This is a genomic window from Thermaerobacter litoralis (assembly GCF_054654595.1).
In genome coordinates, this window is the sequence record NZ_BAAIES010000008.1 from 61,480 (window position 1) to 76,586 (window position 15,107).

Sequence of the window (15,107 nt, forward strand, 5' to 3'; positions counted from 1 at the left end):
GTCAGCTCGCCTCGCCCTCGGGGTCGAACCGGTACCCCACGCTCCAGACCGTCTTCAGGTAGCGGGGCCGCTGGGGATCGGGTTCGATCTTGCGCCGCAGCCGCTGCACGTGGACGTCCACGGTGCGGGTGTCGCCGGCGTAGGTGAAGTCCCAGACCCGTTCCAGCAGCTGCTGGCGGGTGAACACCCGGTGGGGATGGGTGACCAGGAGGGCCAGCAGGTCGAACTCCTTGGGCGTGCAGGACACCTCGCGGCCGTCCACCCACAGGCGGCGTGCGGCCAGGTCGACGGCGCAGCGGCCGAAGCGGACGGTCACCGGGGCCGGCTCCCGGGAGCCCCGGGCCCGGCGCAGCACGGCCCGCACCCGGGCCACCAGTTCCCGCGGGCTGAAGGGCTTGGTCACGTAGTCGTCGGCGCCCAGCTCGAGCCCCAGGACGCGGTCCGTCTCGTCGGCCCGGGCCGTCAGGCAGACCACCGGGATCCCCGCCTCCACCAGCTCCCGACAAAGGTCGAGGCCGCTGCCGTCCGGCAGCATCAGGTCCAGCACCACCAGGGCCGGGGCACCGCCCCGCAGGGCGGCGCGGGCGCCCGCCAGGCTGGCCGCCTCCCGGACGGCGAACCCCTCCCGCTCCAGATAGAGCCGGCAGATCTCCCGGATGCCCGGCTCGTCGTCCACCACCAGGATCGGCTCTCCCGGCACCTCCCGGCCCCTCCCCCACCGCGCCGGCCGCGGCGGCCGGCGCCCCTGCCGGCGTAAGGCAGGCGGAAGCCATCAGAACAACCCGTAGCGCTGCTCCTTCCAGGGATCGGCCTCGTTGTGGTAGCCGCGTTCCTCCCAGAAGCCGGGCCGGTCCTGCCGCAGCAGTTCGAACCCCCGGACCCACTTGGCCGACTTCCAGAAGTAGCGGTGGGGCACCAAGAGGCGCACTGGATAGCCGTGCTCGGGGGTCAGGGGCTGGCCGTCGAACTCGAAGGCCAGCAGGACGTCGTCCCGGTACAAGTCCGCCAGGGGGATGTTGGTGGTGTAGTCCGGGTCGGCGTGGACCAGGACGAACCGGGCCTCCGGCCGTACGCCCGCCTCCTCCAGCACCCGGGCGGCGGGAACGCCGCGCCAGCGGGTGCCCAGCTTGCTCCACCGGGTCACGCAGTGGATGTCCACCACCACCTCCCGGGTCGGCAGCCGGCGGAACGCCTCCCAGGAGAGGGTGACGGGCCGCTCCACCTCGCCGAAGACGCGGAAGGTCCAGTCGCTCAGGTCGTCCCGGTAGCGGGGGACCTCCCCCGTGTGCAGGACGGGGAACTTCTCCGTCACCACCTGGCCGGGAGGAACCCGGTCGCGAACGCCGGCCTCGGTCATGGCCTTCACCTCCGACGGCTAGTGTGACCCGCGGGCGCGGGGGCGGGGCGGACTGACGGGCCGGCCGCTGTCCCATCTTAGCAACGGACGACGAAGGAGGTCGACGGACCATGCCCAGCAGCCTCTGGCAGGCGGGCCGGATCGCCCGTCCCGCCGTCTACGCCCGGCCGGAGGACCCCGTGGCCACCGTGCTCGCCACCCTGCGCCGCGCCGGCTACAGCCGTGCCCCCGTCTGGGACGGCCACCGGGTGACCGGGGCCCTGACGGCCCGCACCTGGCAGCAGCTCCTGGAGGCCGGGGCCGACCTGCAGCGGTTGACGGCCGCCCAGGTGCAGGAGCCCCCCTTGCCCCAGGTGGCCCCCAGCGCCGGGCTTCTCGAGGTGCTGGACGGGCTGGAGCGGGCTCCCGCGGTGGTGGTGGCGGCGCCGGGCCGGCCTCCGGGCATCATCACCTACGTGGACGTGGTCCGGGATGCGGCGCCCTACCTGCGCCTGCGGGAGCTGGAACAGGTGCTGCGAGCCCTTCTCGACCGCCTGGAAGGCGCGGGGCCGCCCGGCGGCTGGCTCGCCCTGCTGCCGCCCGGCCAGGCCCGGCGCATCGAGGCGTACTGCCGGCGGGACGGCGGGACCGACCCCCTGGACTACATCGACCTCTACGACCTGCGCCAGCTGGTCGAGGCCGGCTGGGAGCGCTGGTTCCAGCCCTGGTTCGCCCCCCTGGGGCTCCCCGCCATCCTGGACCTTCTGGACCGGCTGCGCCGCACCCGCAACGACGTGGCCCACATGCGGGATCTGGCCCCCGGCCAGGAGGAGGAGCTGGAGCAGGCGGTGCGCCGGCTGCGGGAGCCGGTGCGCCGCCGCCTGCTGGAGGAACCGGCCGGGCCGCCGCCCCGGCCGTGAGCCGGCCGCGGCCCCATGTCCCTTACCGGCCGGGCCGGTCGCCGGACCCGGACCGGCCCGGCTCCTGCCGCTCCAGCTGCCGGCGCAAGAGGTGGTACACCAGCCAGAGGACGGTGGCGTCGTCCAGCCACGCCAGCGGCGGCAGCCCCGGCAAGAGGTCGGCCGGCCAGATCAGGTACAGGGCGGCCAACAGCGCCAGCAGCCGCGGCCCGGGTCCCGACCGGGGGTCCCGGAGGAAGCGGTACACCTCCAGCCACTGGCGCCAGCCCAGGCGGGGGCGGCGGCCCCCCGTCGGCATCGTCGTCCCCTCCTCGCGGCGGCGGGCTCCTTCCCGGCCCACCGGCAGGCTCACAGCCGGCCCGAGCGGACGATGGCCCAGAGCAGGGCCGCGGTGGCCAGGGCCAGCACCGCCACCCCCACCTCCAGGAAGGGGAAGCGGAGGACCGGCTCGCTGCGGCCCAAAAGGGCCCCCGCCACCACCAGCGCCGCCATCAAGATCGTAAAGGAAAGCAGCAGCACGCTGAAGGCGAGGCGGTTGACGAGCCGGCTCAGCCCCTGGTGGAACTCCTCCCGCTCCACCACCTCGACCTTGAACACCGGCCGGCCGGCCCGGGCCTGGACCAGCAGGGCGTGGAGCTGGGCGGGCAGGTCCAGCAAGGGTTCGGCCCGTTCCTCCCACCGGTCCAGCCAGCGCCGGCCCACCTCCGCCGGCGACAGGTACTGGCGCAGGAGGCGCCGGCCCAGGGGCCGGGCCAGGTCCAGCACCGACAGGCCGGGGTCGACCGCCCGCACCACGCCCTGCAGGGCCAGCAGGGTCTTGCCGACCAGGGCCAGATCCGCCGGCACCCGCACCCGGTAGCGCCGCAAGAGGTCGAAGAAGACCGGCAGGATCTCCCCCAGGTCGAGCCGGCTCAGGGGCACGTCCAGGTACCGGTCCAGCAGCAGCTCCAGGTCGCGGCGCAACCGGCGCCGGTCGGTGCCGGGCGGCACCAGGGCCAGCCCCTCGACGGCCTCCAGCAGCGCCGCCGCATCGCCCCGCCAGAGGGCGATGACCATCCCGGCCAGCCGCCGGCGGGTGGTCCGGTCCAGCTGGCCCGTGATGCCGAAGTCGACCAGGCCGATCCGCCCGCCGGGCAGCAAGAGGATGTTGCCCGGGTGGGGATCGGCGTGGAAGAACCCCGCCCGGAACAGCGGATCGAGCACCGCGTCGACCAGGGTGCGGGCGAGCCGCCGGGCGTCGCCGGGCGCCAGGGGCCCGGCCTCGGCCAGCCGCGTCCCCTCCAGCCGCTCCATGGTCAGGACCCGGGGCGTGGTGTACTCCCAGATCACCTGGGGCACCCGCACCCCCGGACGGCCGGCCAGGAGCCGCGCCAGGCGCTGGGCGCTGCGGCCCTCCCGCACGAAGTCCAGCTCGGCCCGCAGGCTGGCGGCCAGCTCGCCGGCGATGTCGCGGAAGGGGTAGAAGGCCGCCCAGGGGCTGTAACGCTCGGCCAGCTCCGCCAGGTCCAGCAGCAGCGCCAGGTCCGCCTCGATGGTGCGGCGGATCCCGGGGCGCTGCACCTTGACGACCACCGCCCGCCCGTCGGGCAGCTGGGCCGCGTGGACCTGGCCGATGGAGGCGGCGGCCAGGGGCCGCGGGTCGAAGCGGGCAAACAGCTCGGTCAGGGGCCGCCCCAGCTCCCGCTCGATCTGGGCGGCGGCCTCTTCGAAGGGGAAGGGCGGCACCCGGTCCTGCAGCCGCTCCAGTTCCCGCAGGATGTCGGGCGGCACCAGGTCGGGGCGCGTGCTGAGGAGCTGGCCCAGCTTGACGAAGGTGGGGCCCAGCTCCTCCAGGGCCTGGCGCAGGTGGGCGCCCAGGCCCTGGCCCCGCTCCTCCCCGCCGGCGGGCCGCGGCGGGGCGGGGGCCGGCGGCACCCCGTCTGGGCCGGGACGGCCGCCGGGGGCCGGCGCGGTCCCGGGCCCCTCCGCCTCCCAGGACCCCGGCCAGCGGCCGGCGACCGGCCCCCCGGCGGCCCGCTCCCCCGCCGCCCCCTCGCCGCCGGCACCGGCGCCCTCCACCGGCCCCGTCCCCGGACGGGCCGCCGTGCCCACCGCCCTCCCGTCGTAGCCCGGGCGGCCGCCGTCCGCGCCGTCCGCCCGGGCCGCCTCCCGCCGGCGCCGCAGGCGCGGCCGGATCCAGGCCCAGCGGTCCCGGCGGCCCTGGCGGGGCAGGCCAGCCTGTTCCACCAGCACCGTCAGGCCGTGGCGGGCCAGGACGGCCGCGATCTCCCGATAGCGCCTCAGGTTGCGGAGCCGCTGGTAACGGCTGCTCGCCGCCATTCCCCGTCCTCCTCGCCGCCGCCGCCCCCCAGGGACCGCCGGCCTCTAGGACGCGGTGCCGGAACCGGGCGCGCCCGCGGCCGGTTCCTCCGCCGGGATCAGGTCCAGGTACCAGAACCCGTTGCGCTCCACCCTCGGGCCGGCCCGGAAGCCCACGGGCGCCGCGAACCCAGGTCCATCATAGACGAAGGTGTGGAATTCACCGCGCTCGCCGCACGGGTCGACCCCGGCGGGCAGCGCCGCCAGGAACGCCTCGTCGTAGGGCCGTCCCAGCCACTCGGGTCCCAGGTGGCGCGGGTCGACGGCGACCACCACGGCCCGCACCCCCGCGCCCACCACCTGCCGGGCCAGCTCCCGCGTATCCTTCCCCCAGAGGGGGAAGAGGGCGGCCATCCCCGCCCGGGCCAGCTGGGTCTCCCGGTAGGCGCGGATGTCGGCCAGGAAGAGGTCGCCGAAGGCCACGGTGGCGATGCCCCGGGCCGCCAGGTGCTCCAGCGCCCGGGCCATGCGGGCCTCGTACTCGGCGTTGGTGCAGGGGTCGGGCAGCGGGACCCACCAGAGGGGCAGGCCCAGGGACCGGGCCTGGGCCTCGACCAGCGCCTGCCGCACGCCGTGGATGCTGATCCGCCCGTTGGTCTCGTTGGCCGTCGCCAAAAGCCCGGCCACCCGCACCGCGGGATCGGCCGCGAGGCGAGCCAGGGCCAGGGCCGAGTCCTTGCCGCCGCTCCAGCTCAGGACCACGGGACGAACCGGCCCCGGGCCGGCGGCGGGCCCGCGGGACCCAAGGGGCGCCTGCGCCGTCACGCCGGCCTCACCCCCTTCATGCCGGCCTCACCGCCCCGGGGCCGGGGCCCGGGTCCCCGGCGACCCCGAGCCAGCCGGCGAAGGTGGCCGCGTAGAGCAGGGCCCCCTGGGCCAGTTCGTCCAGGCGGATGAACTCGCCCGGGGCGTGGGCCAGATCGGACCGCCCCGGCCCCACGATGACCGTGGGGATGCCGGCGGCCACCAGGTAGCGCATGTCCGTCACCGCCACCGTCCCCGCCTCGGGCAGGTCCTGGCCGGTCACCGCCCGGCCGGCGGCCTCCACCAGGCGGACCACCGCGGCGCCGGGGGGCGTCTCGGCGGGCTCCGCCCAGCGCCAGCGGGTGATGGCCGCCCGCACGCCGGGGTGGCGCGCCAGCACCTGGGCCACCACCGCCTCCACCTCTTGGCGGACGGCGGCCTCCGTCTCCCCCGGCACCGCCCGGCGGTCGACCACCAGTTCACACCGGTCGGGCACCCGGTTGGGACTGTCCCCGCCCCGGATCGTGCCCACGCTGGCCGTCGGCGGCCCCAGCAGCGGGTGGAAGGCGTCCCACACCCGCTCTTCCAGCGCCAGGACCAGGCGGGCGGCGGCGGCCACGGCGCTGGCGCCCTGATGGGGCGTGGCCGCATGGGCGGAGCGCCCGTCCAGGCGCAGGTGGATCCAGGCCGCCCCCCGCTGGGCCCGCACGAGGTGCAGCCGGGTGGGCTCGCCGACGATGGCGCCGTCGGCCCGCAGCAGGCCCCGGTCCACCAGCCAGCGGGTGCCCCAGCGGCCCATGGCCTCCTCGTCGGCCACCAGGGCGAGCACCAGCTCGCCGCGGCGGGGACCGCCCAGCCGGTGGAGGGCGGCCGCCGCGCCCAGGGCCGCCGCCACCGGTCCCTTCATGTCCACCGCACCCCGCCCGTACAGGCGGTCGCCCTCGACGACGCCGGCGAAGGCCGGGTGGGGCCAGGCAGCCCCATCCCCCGGTTCCACCACATCCAGGTGGCCGCACCAGAGGAGGGTCGGCCCGGGCTCGGGCCCCCGGCGGCGGGCGATGACGTTGACCCGCCCCGGCCGGGGTTCGTAGACGCGAACGGCAAAGCCGTGGGCCTCCAGCCAGGGGATGGCCACGGCGGCGGCCCGGCCCTCGTCCCCCGGCGGGTTGACCGTCACCGCCCGGATCAGGTCCTGGGCCAGGGCGACCAGCGCTTCCCGGGGCAGCGCCGCCTCCAGGTCGGGGAGGAGCCGCCGGATCCCGGCCTCGAGCGCCCCTTCTCCCCCTGCGCCCGCCGCGTCACCACCCGCCCCCTGGCCGGCTGCTCCTTCCCGGCCTGTCCCCTCGCCGCCGGCAGCCCCGGCGCCGGCGGCCCCGGGGCTGCCCGCAGGAGGCGCGCCTGGGAATGCCTCGGCACCACCCGCCGCCTCCGGCTCGCCGGCGGGCGCCGGGCCACCCGGTGCCCCCGGGCCGCCGCCAGGGCGCGGCACCTGCGGGTTGGCCGCGGGGGCGGCGCCCGGTCCAGCCGCCGGCGGGGCTGCCGGTTCGTCCCGATGGGTTCCTGGGTCTGGTCGCAATGGCGTACCTCCTTGCCGCCGGCCCAGCGCCGGCGCCTGCGGACCGCCGGGACCCGGTCTTGCCGGCGGCCCCCACAAGGCTACAATGGGGCGAGAACGGCCTGGCGACAACCCCGGCGGGCGCCCCGCGGCGGTGGGGCCGGCCGCCGGCGGCCCCGGACGCCCCGGTCCGGATTCGCCCGGGCGCGCCCGGAACGGGCCTCCTGCCGCCGATGGGGGGACCTCCGGACGGGGACGGGGCGCGCAACCGGCGACGACGGGGCCGGGAACCTGGGGGGTTGGCGATGGCGAGCGAGACCCCGCAAGCGCCGCTGCGCATCGGGATCAGCTGCTACCCCTCGTCGGGGGGCAGCGGGGTGGTGGCCACCGAACTCGGGCACCAGCTGGCGGCCCGGGGCCACCAGGTCCACTTCATCAGCCACGACGTCCCCTTTCGCCTCGACCTCACCCGCCCGGGGATCCACTTCCACCCCGTGGAGGTGCCCTCCTACCCGCTGTTCACCTACCCGCCCTACGACCTGGCCCTGGCCAGCCAGATGGCGGCCGTCGCCGAGGAGTGGCGGCTGGACCTGCTCCACGTCCACTACGCCATCCCCCACGCCACCGCGGCCTACCTGGCCCGGGCCATGCTGGGGCCGGAGCGGGCGCCGCGGGTGGTGACGACCCTGCACGGGACCGACATCACCCTGCTGGGCACCCACCCGTCCTTCCAGCGGATCGTGGAGTTCAGCATCAACCAGTCCGACGCGGTCACGGTGGTCTCCCAGCACCTGCGGGACGCCACCCGGGCCGCCTTCCGGGTGGAGCGGCCCCTGGAGGTCATCCCCAACTTCGTCGACCCGGCGGTCTTCCACCCCGGGCGGCGCCGCGACGCCAGCCTGCGCCGCGGCCTGGCCGAGCCGGGGGAGCGGCTGCTGCTTCACATCTCCAACTTCCGTCCCGCCAAGGACGCCCCGGCCGTCATCGAGATCTTCGCCCGGGTGTGCCGGCAGCTGCCCGCGCGCCTGTTGCTGGTCGGCCACGGCCCCGACGTGGACCGCTGCGCCCACCGGGCCCGGCAGCTGGGGATCGCCGACCGGGTGCGGTTCCTGGGCGAGCACACCGACGTGGCCCGGCTGCTGGCGGCGGCGGACCTGTTCCTCCTGCCGTCGCGCCAGGAGGCCTTCGGGCTGGCGGCCCTGGAGGCCATGGCCTGCGGGGTGCCCGTGGTGGCCGCCCGCACCGGCGGCCTGCCGGAGGTGGTCGAACACGGCCGCACCGGCTACCTCTTGCCACCGGGCGACGTGGACGGCATGGCCCGCTGCGCCCTGGAGCTCCTCACGGACCCGGAGCGCCACGCGGCCTTTTCCCGGGCAGCGGCCGAAGCGGCCCACCGGCGCTTCGCCGCCGCGACCGTCGTGCCCCGCTACGAGGCCCTCTACCGGCGGCTGCTGGCCGGACCCGCGGGCCCCGTCAAGGCCAGCCCGGCGGATGCCCTGGGCCCGGGGATGGGACCTGCGGCCCCGGGAACGGGGCCTGCCCGCTGGGCGGGGGCCGGTTCCTCCCCTTCAGTTCCGCCCGCGGATGTGAGATAATAGGTCCATCCTGGCATCTAGGAGGCTCGGCATGGCGGAAGCATATTCGGTCGGGGACATCGTCGAGGGCACGGTGGACGGCATCACCGGCTTCGGCGCCTTCGTCAAGCTGCCCGACGGGCGGACCGGCCTGGTCCACATCTCGGAGATCGCCCACGGTTGGGTCGAGAACGTCAGCGACCACCTGTCGGTGGGCGACACGGTGAAGGTCAAGATCCTGCGCATCGACGAGACGAACAACAAGATCGCCCTGTCGATCAAGGCCACCCAGCCGGCGCCCGCCGACGGCGGCCGCCGGCCCCGGCGCGACAACCGCGATTTCGAGCGCAAGCTGGCGGACTTCCTCAAGCAGTCGGAGAAGAAGCTGCGCGACGCCCGGCTCGAGCGCTGGTGAGGTCTGGCCCCCTCACCCGCGAAGCCGCCGGCCCCACCGGCGGCCCGGCCACCGATGCGACGATCACCGCCCGCACCCGCCCGCCGGTCCGGCGACCGGCGGGCCTTTGATTTCCCGTGGCCTGTTTTGTGCCCGTCCCCGCCCGCATAGCCATGGTTGCGTGAGAGGGGACGGATCGGCATGGGGGGCATCATCCGCTCCACCCTGTGGCTCACCGCCGGCAACCTGGCCAACCGCATCCTCGGCCTCGTCTACCGCTTGCTGCTGGGCCGGCTCCTGGACCCGGCGCGGCTGGGTCTCTTCCAGCTGGCCATGTCCCTGTACTTTTCCCTGCTCACCCCGGTGGTGGCCGGGCTGCCCGACGCCGTGGCCCGGGTGACGGCCCGTAGCGTGGGCCATCCCGCCCTGCCCCGGGTGATCACCCGGACCGCCGGCCTGGCGGTGGCCGGCGTGGTCCTGCCCGCCGCCTGGCTGCTGGCCACCGGCTGGACCCCGCCGGGTCCCGGCTGGGCCGAGGCCCGCCGCGCCGTCCCCCTGCTGCTCTTGCTGCCGGCCATCGCCCTGGCGGCGGCCTCCGCCGTGTTGCGCGGCCAGTTCCTGGGCGATGGGCGCTCGGCCTGGATCGTGGTCGCCCAGCTGGTCGAACAGGTGGTGCGGGTGGGCGCCCTGGCCCTGGCCGTCCACCCCGGCCTGGCCCTGCCCTGGCCGCCCCTGGTGTTCCTGGTGGGCCTGCTGGTGGCCGGCGAGGCGGTGGGCTTCCTCAGCACGTGGTGGGCCTACCGCGCCGTGCCGCCGCCTCAAGCTCAAGCAGGCCACGGCCCGTTCAACCCGCCGGGAGCGCCCCGGGACCCGACCCGGCCGCCGGGGGTCGATCGCGCCGCCTCCCGGCCCCCGGACCCGTCGCCCCCCACCCCCCGACCGGCCGGCCCTGCCCTCCCCGGCACCGCGCCCGGCGGCCCCGGCGGCGCCGGCGGGCCCGCCGGCCCGGCCGCCTCGGGGACCGGCGGGCCGGCGGCGGCCGGTTCGTCCCCCGCCGGTTCGCAGGACCTCGGGCCACCGGCTGCCCCGGCGAGCCCGCCCACCCTGGTGGAGGTCCTGGCCCTGGCCGGACCCGCCACGGTGGAGCGGATCCTGCTGTCCGCGGCGCGGCTGGTGGAGGCGACCCTGATCCCCACCCGCCTGGTCCAGGTGGGCCTGACGGTGACCCAGGCCCTGGCCGTCTACGGCGAGCTGGGCAGCCTGGCAGCGCCTCTGCTGCTGCTGCCGACGGTCTTCAGCGGGGCCCTGGCGGCGGCCATCGTGCCTGCCGTCGCCCAGGCCGAGCACGACCCCCGGCGCCTGCGGGACCAGGTGCGGCGGGTGGTGGCCGTCGCCCTGCACCTGGGCGTGCTGGCGGCGGTCCTCTTCGCCCGGGAGGGCACGACCCTGGCCGCCCTGCTCTTCCCCGGCGCGGCCGGGGGCGACTACCCCGGCGCCGGCCGGCTGATCCACTGGGTCGCACCAGCGGCCCTCCTGTTGTACACCGACCAGGTGGCGGCGGCGGTGATGCGCGGCCTCGGCCGCCCCCTGGAGCCCATGCTGGTTGACCTCACCTCGGCGGCGGTGCGGGTCGGCGTGATCGCCTGGGGGATCCGCCCCGGCATGGACCCGGAGGCGGCGGTGCAGGTGGTTTGCCTGTCCCTGGTGGCCGACGTGGTGGTGGCGGGCAGTGGCAACCTGGCCTTCGCCCTGTGGCGGACGGGGACGGCGCCCGACCTGCTGGGCTGGGTCGTCCTGCCGGCCTGTGCCGGGCTGGCCGCCCTGGGCATCCTGGACGGCCTGGGCCCCTTGCTGGGCGCCGGCCTTGCCGGCCGGCTGCTGACGTGGGGCCTGGCCGCCGCTGCCGTTGCCGCCATCGCCTGGGTGGCGGCCGCGCCCTTGCGGGCGGCCCGGCCGGCCCTGCCGTCCTGAGCGGCTCGCGCCGCCCGGGTCTCGCCCCAACGGGGGTCTCCCCACCCGAGCGACGGGGAGCCCGCGACCGCAAGAGGGAAACGGCCCCGGCCGAATCGAAGAGAGCCTCCCCGGCAAAGGCTGTGAGGGATCCCGCCGGCCCGCCGGCGGCCCCCTCCGATCCCGTCAAGAACGGCCGGGGAGGCGATGGGAATGCGGGTGGCGTTGATCGCCCACGACAAGAAGAAGCCCGATCTCCTGGAGTTCGTGAAGCGCTACCGGGACGTCCTGGCCCGCCACGAGCTGGTGGCCACCGGCACCACGGGGCGGATGGTCGCCGAGGCCACAGGTCTACCTGTCCACTGCTACCTGTCCGGGCCCCTGGGTGGCGATCAGCAGATCGGCAGCGAGATCGCGGCGGGACGGATCGATGTGGTCTTCTTCCTGCGGGACCCCTTGACCGCCCATCCCCACGAGCCCGACGTCAGCGCGCTGCTGAGGCTGTGCGACGTCCACAACCTGCCCATCGCCACGAACCTGGGCACGGCGGAGGCGGTGATGGCCCACCTGGCCCGCCAGGGCGGCCCGGGTGGGGACGAACTGGCCCGCCAGGGCGGCCCGGGTGGGGACGAACTGGCCCGCCAGGGCAGCCCGGGCGGGGACGAACCGGCCCAGCGGGGCGGCGCGGCGGGGGACGAACCGGCCCGGGGCGCGCCGTAGTGCCCCGCAACGCTGTTCAAGCCGGCAAAACCCGCCACCGTCCCGACCAACCCGAGCCCGCCGCTGGCCACGGCGCGCACCGCCGCCGGCGATCGCCCATGGCTGGCAGCCGGTCCCGGCAGCCCGGGAGCGCGATCCCAACAGCAAGGAGGCGGGGACGAAAGCCCCCGCCTCGGGGTGTCCTGGGTCACGCGGATCCGGCCGTGCCGCCTCCAAGGCCCGAACCGGTGCCCCTTGTGGGGGCCGTGCCGGCCGGGATCCGCTGCAGGGACCTGGAGCGGTTACCGGGTCTGCTGGCCGGGAATCTGCTGGCTCACCGGAGGCAGGGTGCCCTGCTGCGCCAGCTGCTGCTCGGCCAGGGCGATCATGCGCCGCACCATGTGACCGCCGACGGCACCCGTCAGGCGGGTCGGCATGTCACCCCAGTAACCGTCCTGCGGGACCTGAATGCCCAGCTCCTGCGCCACCTCATACTTGAAGCGGTCCAGCGCCTGCTCCGCACCGCGGAAGAGGGCGCGGTTCCGCTGCTGACCCTGAGCCATCGTCGCACCTCCTTCACGGCTTCTTGAGGGCCGTCGTTGCCCGAGGCAGTCATAGCATGAGGACGCCTATCGGCCTTCATGCTGCCAAGCTCAGGGTTCTTCACCGGCATCCGGGTTCGGCCCGCCGTCGCGCAGGGAGCCGCGAACAGGACGCCACCCGCCGTCCCGCAGCGCACCACGGCGCCTTCATCCCTGTGGAACGAAATGGCAACCCTGCAGGAAACGTTGCGCGCCCTTGCAAAGTTGCATGGGCGGTTGCGAGCGGGTCGTAGTACAATACGGGTGCAGTAGAGAACGGATGGCGGCTTCCGCCGAATCCCTCTAAGGAGGCAGCGTCCGTGAGCAATGAGCTCACCTGGGTGGTAGGCGGCCAGCAAGGCGAGGGGATCGATACGACGGGTGAGATCCTGGCGTCGGCGCTGAACCGCCTTGGCTATCATATCTACGGTTATCGGACCTTCGGGTCCCGGATCAAGGGCGGTCACACGAACTATCGCATCCGGATCGCGCACCGGCCGGTCTACGGCATCGCACCCCGGATCGACGTTCTCATCGCCTTCGACCAGGACAGCATCAACCGCCTCGCCGGCGAGATGGCCCCGGGAGGCGTCGTTGTTTTTAACGGCAAGGGTGGCCGCGGCAAGCTGCCCGCGGGCATCGAGGGCGTGCGGCTGATCGAGGTCCCCATGGTCGACCTGGCGCGCGAGCTGGGCAACCCGATCATGAAGAACATGGTGGGCGTCGGCGTCTCCACCGCGCTGCTGGGCCTGTCGCCCGAGGACATCGAGCCCATCATCGACGAGCGGTTCGCGGGCAAGGGCGGCAAGCTGGTGGAGGCCAACAAGGAGGCCCTGCGGCGCGGCTACGACGCGGCGCGGGCGGCCCTGGGCGAGGTGGACGGGCGGCTGCACCTGGCTCCCGCCGACGGCCGGCGCCGCTACCTGATGACGGGTGACGAGGCGGCGGCCTTCGGCGCCCTGGTGGCCGGTTGCCGGCTGGTGGCGGCCTATCCCATCACCCCCGCCTCGGAGATCATGCACTGGCTGGTCAAGAAGCTCCCCAAGTACGGCGGCGTGGTGGTCCAGTCCGAGGACGAGATCGCGGCCATCAGCACGGTGATCGGCGCCGGCTACGCCGGCGTGCGCGCCCTGACCTCCACGTCGGGCCCAGGCTTCTCCCTGATGCAGGAGGCCCTGGGCTACGCGGGCATGATCGAGGCGCCGTGCGTCATCGTCAACGTGCAGCGGGCGGGCCCCAGCACGGGGATGCCGACCAAGCACGAGCAGTCCGACCTGTTCGAGATGGTCATGGGCTCCCACGGCGACTTGCCGCGGATCGTGCTGGCGCCCGTGAGCATTGAGGATTGCTTCTACGGCGCGATCGACGCCTTCAACCTGGCCGATCGCTACCAGACGCCGGTGATCCTGGCGCTGGACCTGGCCCTCGGCCTGGCGAAGCAGACGGTGGAGGACATCGACTTCAGCCGCGTGCGCATCGATCGCGGCGAGATCGCCGTGCCCGACGACCTCAACTGGGAGGGCGGCGACTTCAAGCGCTACCGCTTCACCGACAGCGGCATCTCGCCCCGCTCCCTGCCCGGGATGCCCGGCGGCCTGCACCTGGCCACGGGCCTGGAGCACGACGAGACGGGCCACATCACCGAGGACCGCGGCAACCGCGTGCGGATGATGCAGAAGCGGCTGCGCAAGTTCACCGCCGTCGAAGGCGTCGAGGCCGTGCGCTACGAGGGCCCCGAGCACCCCGAGGTGCTGCTGGTGGGCTGGGGCGCCAGCTACGGCGCCCTGCGCGAGGCCCGGGAGATCCTGGCCGAGCGGGGGGTGGCCGCCGGCCACGCCCACATCCGGCTGCTGGCACCCTTCCCCGTGGCACCGGTCAGCGACCTGCTGGGCCGCGCCAAGCACGTGTTCGTGGTGGAGAACAACGCCCTGGGCCAGCTGGCGGCCCTGATGCGCCAGCACATCGACAGCGCCGACAAGGCGCGCCTGCGCACGGTGAACAAGTACGACGGCACCCTCTTCCTGCCGGCGGAGATCGTGGAGCCGGTGCTGGCGGCGGTGTCGCCCATGGCGGCATCGGCCAAGGAGGTTGGATGAGGCATGGCGACGGTCATCCGCACCCCCAAGGACTACCGGACGAACGCGGCCCCCTGGTGGTGCCCCGGCTGCGGCGACTTCGGCGTGCTGCGCGCCCTGCAGGAGGCCGCGGCCAAGCTGAACCTGGCGCCGGAGAACGTGGTCCTGGTGGCCGGCATCGGCTGCTCGGGCAAGATCGGCGACTACTTCCGGTCCTACAGCGTCCACACCGTCCACGGGCGCACCATGCCCGTGGCCACGGGCATCAAGCTGGCCAACCGGAACCTGACGGTGATCGCCGCCGGCGGTGACGGCGACGGCTACGGCATCGGCCTGAACCACTTCATCCACGCCGTGCGGCGCAACATCGACATCACCTACATCGTCATGGACAACCACATCTACGGGCTGACCAAGGGCCAGTTCTCGCCCACCAGCGCCCAGGGCTTCAAGACCACGTCGTCGCCCGCGGGCACGGCGGACCGGCCCATCAAGCCCTTGCAGCTGGCCCTGTCGGCCGGGGTCACGTACCTGGCCCAGGCCTTCTCGTCCCATCCGGACCACATGGCGGAGATCATCGCCGAGGCCATCCAGCACAAGGGCTTCTCCCTGGTCAACTGCATCAGCCCGTGCGTGACGTACAACAAGGTGAACACCTACGACTTCTACAAGGAGAACCTGGTCAACCTGGACGAGGACCCGAACTACGACCCGCGCAACTACGACCTGGCCGTGGAGACGGTGCGCAAGTACGACGAGCTGGTCATCGGCCGGATCTACATCAACGACAGCCAGCCCTCCTACCAGGACCTGCTGCCCGGCTACGCCGAGGAGCCGCTGGTCCAGGCGCGGCTGGAGTACGAACCCGAGCACTGGCAGGAGATCCTCAAGGAGTTCGCCTGAAGGGGAGGCCGGACGGCC

At 74.8% G+C, this 15,107-nt stretch carries 13 protein-coding genes and 1 pseudogene; 7 read left to right on the forward strand and 7 right to left on the reverse strand.

Going from position 1 to position 15,107, the window contains the following annotated elements:
* Window position 1 precedes the first annotated feature (1 nt).
* On the reverse strand, window positions 2-700 hold the full coding sequence (locus ACYQ02_RS05600) for a winged helix-turn-helix domain-containing protein (RefSeq protein ID WP_460039460.1): 699 nt from the start codon (window positions 698-700) through the stop codon (window positions 2-4).
* Window positions 701-772: 72 nt separating this feature from the next.
* Window positions 773-1,357, reverse strand: coding sequence for a sulfite oxidase-like oxidoreductase (locus tag ACYQ02_RS05605; RefSeq protein ID WP_460039461.1), 585 nt, complete (start codon window positions 1,355-1,357; stop codon window positions 773-775).
* Between the two features lie 110 nt (window positions 1,358-1,467).
* Between ACYQ02_RS05605 and ACYQ02_RS05610 the strand changes: the two genes are divergently transcribed.
* Window positions 1,468-2,256: a CBS domain-containing protein gene (locus tag ACYQ02_RS05610; RefSeq protein ID WP_460039462.1), complete on the forward strand. Its 789-nt coding sequence runs from the start codon at window positions 1,468-1,470 to the stop codon at window positions 2,254-2,256.
* A 22-nt stretch (window positions 2,257-2,278) separates the two neighbouring features.
* Here ACYQ02_RS05610 and ACYQ02_RS05615 read toward each other — a convergent pair whose 3' ends face one another.
* Genes ACYQ02_RS05615 through ACYQ02_RS05630 form a run of 4 tightly spaced genes read right to left on the reverse strand, consistent with a single transcriptional unit; the run spans window position 2,279 to window position 6,934 of the window.
* On the reverse strand, window positions 2,279-2,554 hold the full coding sequence (locus ACYQ02_RS05615) for a hypothetical protein (RefSeq protein ID WP_460039463.1): 276 nt from the start codon (window positions 2,552-2,554) through the stop codon (window positions 2,279-2,281).
* 50 nt (window positions 2,555-2,604) lie between these two features.
* Window positions 2,605-4,575 (reverse strand): ABC1 kinase family protein, encoded by a 1,971-nt coding sequence (locus ACYQ02_RS05620; protein ID WP_460039464.1) that lies wholly within the window; start codon window positions 4,573-4,575, stop codon window positions 2,605-2,607.
* 45 nt (window positions 4,576-4,620) lie between these two features.
* A complete protein-coding gene (locus ACYQ02_RS05625) occupies window positions 4,621-5,379 on the reverse strand; it encodes a Dph6-related ATP pyrophosphatase (RefSeq protein ID WP_460039465.1) in 759 nt (252 codons plus the stop codon).
* A 16-nt stretch (window positions 5,380-5,395) separates the two neighbouring features.
* Window positions 5,396-6,934, reverse strand: coding sequence for a M20 family metallopeptidase (locus ACYQ02_RS05630; RefSeq protein ID WP_460039466.1), 1,539 nt, complete (start codon window positions 6,932-6,934; stop codon window positions 5,396-5,398).
* Window positions 6,935-7,218: 284 nt separating this feature from the next.
* Between ACYQ02_RS05630 and bshA the strand changes: the two genes are divergently transcribed.
* From bshA to ACYQ02_RS05650, 4 genes and pseudogenes are all read left to right on the forward strand, one after another.
* Window positions 7,219-8,508 carry an N-acetyl-alpha-D-glucosaminyl L-malate synthase BshA gene (gene bshA, locus ACYQ02_RS05635; protein WP_460039467.1) on the forward strand — a complete coding sequence of 430 codons (1,290 nt, stop codon included), beginning with the start codon at window positions 7,219-7,221 and terminating at the stop codon, window positions 8,506-8,508.
* Window positions 8,509-8,539: 31 nt separating this feature from the next.
* A complete protein-coding gene (locus ACYQ02_RS05640; RefSeq protein ID WP_460039468.1) occupies window positions 8,540-8,902 on the forward strand; it encodes a S1 RNA-binding domain-containing protein in 363 nt (120 codons plus the stop codon).
* A gap of 180 nt (window positions 8,903-9,082) precedes the next feature.
* A complete protein-coding gene (locus tag ACYQ02_RS05645) occupies window positions 9,083-10,852 on the forward strand; it encodes an oligosaccharide flippase family protein (protein ID WP_460039469.1) in 1,770 nt (589 codons plus the stop codon).
* A 192-nt stretch (window positions 10,853-11,044) separates the two neighbouring features.
* Window positions 11,045-11,392 (forward strand): annotated as a pseudogene (locus ACYQ02_RS05650) (methylglyoxal synthase); the annotation flags it as partial.
* Between the two features lie 440 nt (window positions 11,393-11,832).
* Here the strand turns inward: ACYQ02_RS05650 and ACYQ02_RS05655 are convergent.
* Complete coding sequence (locus ACYQ02_RS05655) at window positions 11,833-12,093, reverse strand: alpha/beta-type small acid-soluble spore protein (RefSeq protein WP_006903780.1); 261 nt, start codon at window positions 12,091-12,093, stop codon at window positions 11,833-11,835.
* Between the two features lie 338 nt (window positions 12,094-12,431).
* Here ACYQ02_RS05655 and ACYQ02_RS05660 point away from each other — a divergent pair, with 338 nt between their 5' ends.
* Complete coding sequence (locus ACYQ02_RS05660; protein ID WP_460039470.1) at window positions 12,432-14,207, forward strand: 2-oxoacid:acceptor oxidoreductase subunit alpha; 1,776 nt, start codon at window positions 12,432-12,434, stop codon at window positions 14,205-14,207.
* 3 nt (window positions 14,208-14,210) lie between these two features.
* Window positions 14,211-15,089: a 2-oxoacid:ferredoxin oxidoreductase subunit beta gene (locus ACYQ02_RS05665; protein ID WP_460039471.1), complete on the forward strand. Its 879-nt coding sequence runs from the start codon at window positions 14,211-14,213 to the stop codon at window positions 15,087-15,089.
* The last annotated feature ends 18 nt before the right edge of the window (window positions 15,090-15,107 follow it).

What these genes read in the sequence shown, in the direction of transcription:
- ACYQ02_RS05605 (WP_460039461.1), bottom strand. Translation starts at nt 1,357, where the DNA reads ATGACCGAGGCCGGCGTTCGCGACCGGGTTCCTCCCGGCCAGGTGGTG.
- ACYQ02_RS05610 (WP_460039462.1), top strand. Translation starts at nt 1,468, where the DNA reads ATGCCCAGCAGCCTCTGGCAGGCGGGCCGGATCGCCCGTCCCGCCGTC.
- ACYQ02_RS05615 (WP_460039463.1), bottom strand. Translation starts at nt 2,554, where the DNA reads ATGCCGACGGGGGGCCGCCGCCCCCGCCTGGGCTGGCGCCAGTGGCTG.
- ACYQ02_RS05620 (WP_460039464.1), bottom strand. Translation starts at nt 4,575, where the DNA reads ATGGCGGCGAGCAGCCGTTACCAGCGGCTCCGCAACCTGAGGCGCTAT.
- bshA (WP_460039467.1), top strand. Translation starts at nt 7,219, where the DNA reads ATGGCGAGCGAGACCCCGCAAGCGCCGCTGCGCATCGGGATCAGCTGC.
- ACYQ02_RS05640 (WP_460039468.1), top strand. Translation starts at nt 8,540, where the DNA reads ATGGCGGAAGCATATTCGGTCGGGGACATCGTCGAGGGCACGGTGGAC.
- ACYQ02_RS05645 (WP_460039469.1), top strand. Translation starts at nt 9,083, where the DNA reads ATGGGGGGCATCATCCGCTCCACCCTGTGGCTCACCGCCGGCAACCTG.
- ACYQ02_RS05655 (WP_006903780.1), bottom strand. Translation starts at nt 12,093, where the DNA reads ATGGCTCAGGGTCAGCAGCGGAACCGCGCCCTCTTCCGCGGTGCGGAG.
- ACYQ02_RS05665 (WP_460039471.1), top strand. Translation starts at nt 14,211, where the DNA reads ATGGCGACGGTCATCCGCACCCCCAAGGACTACCGGACGAACGCGGCC.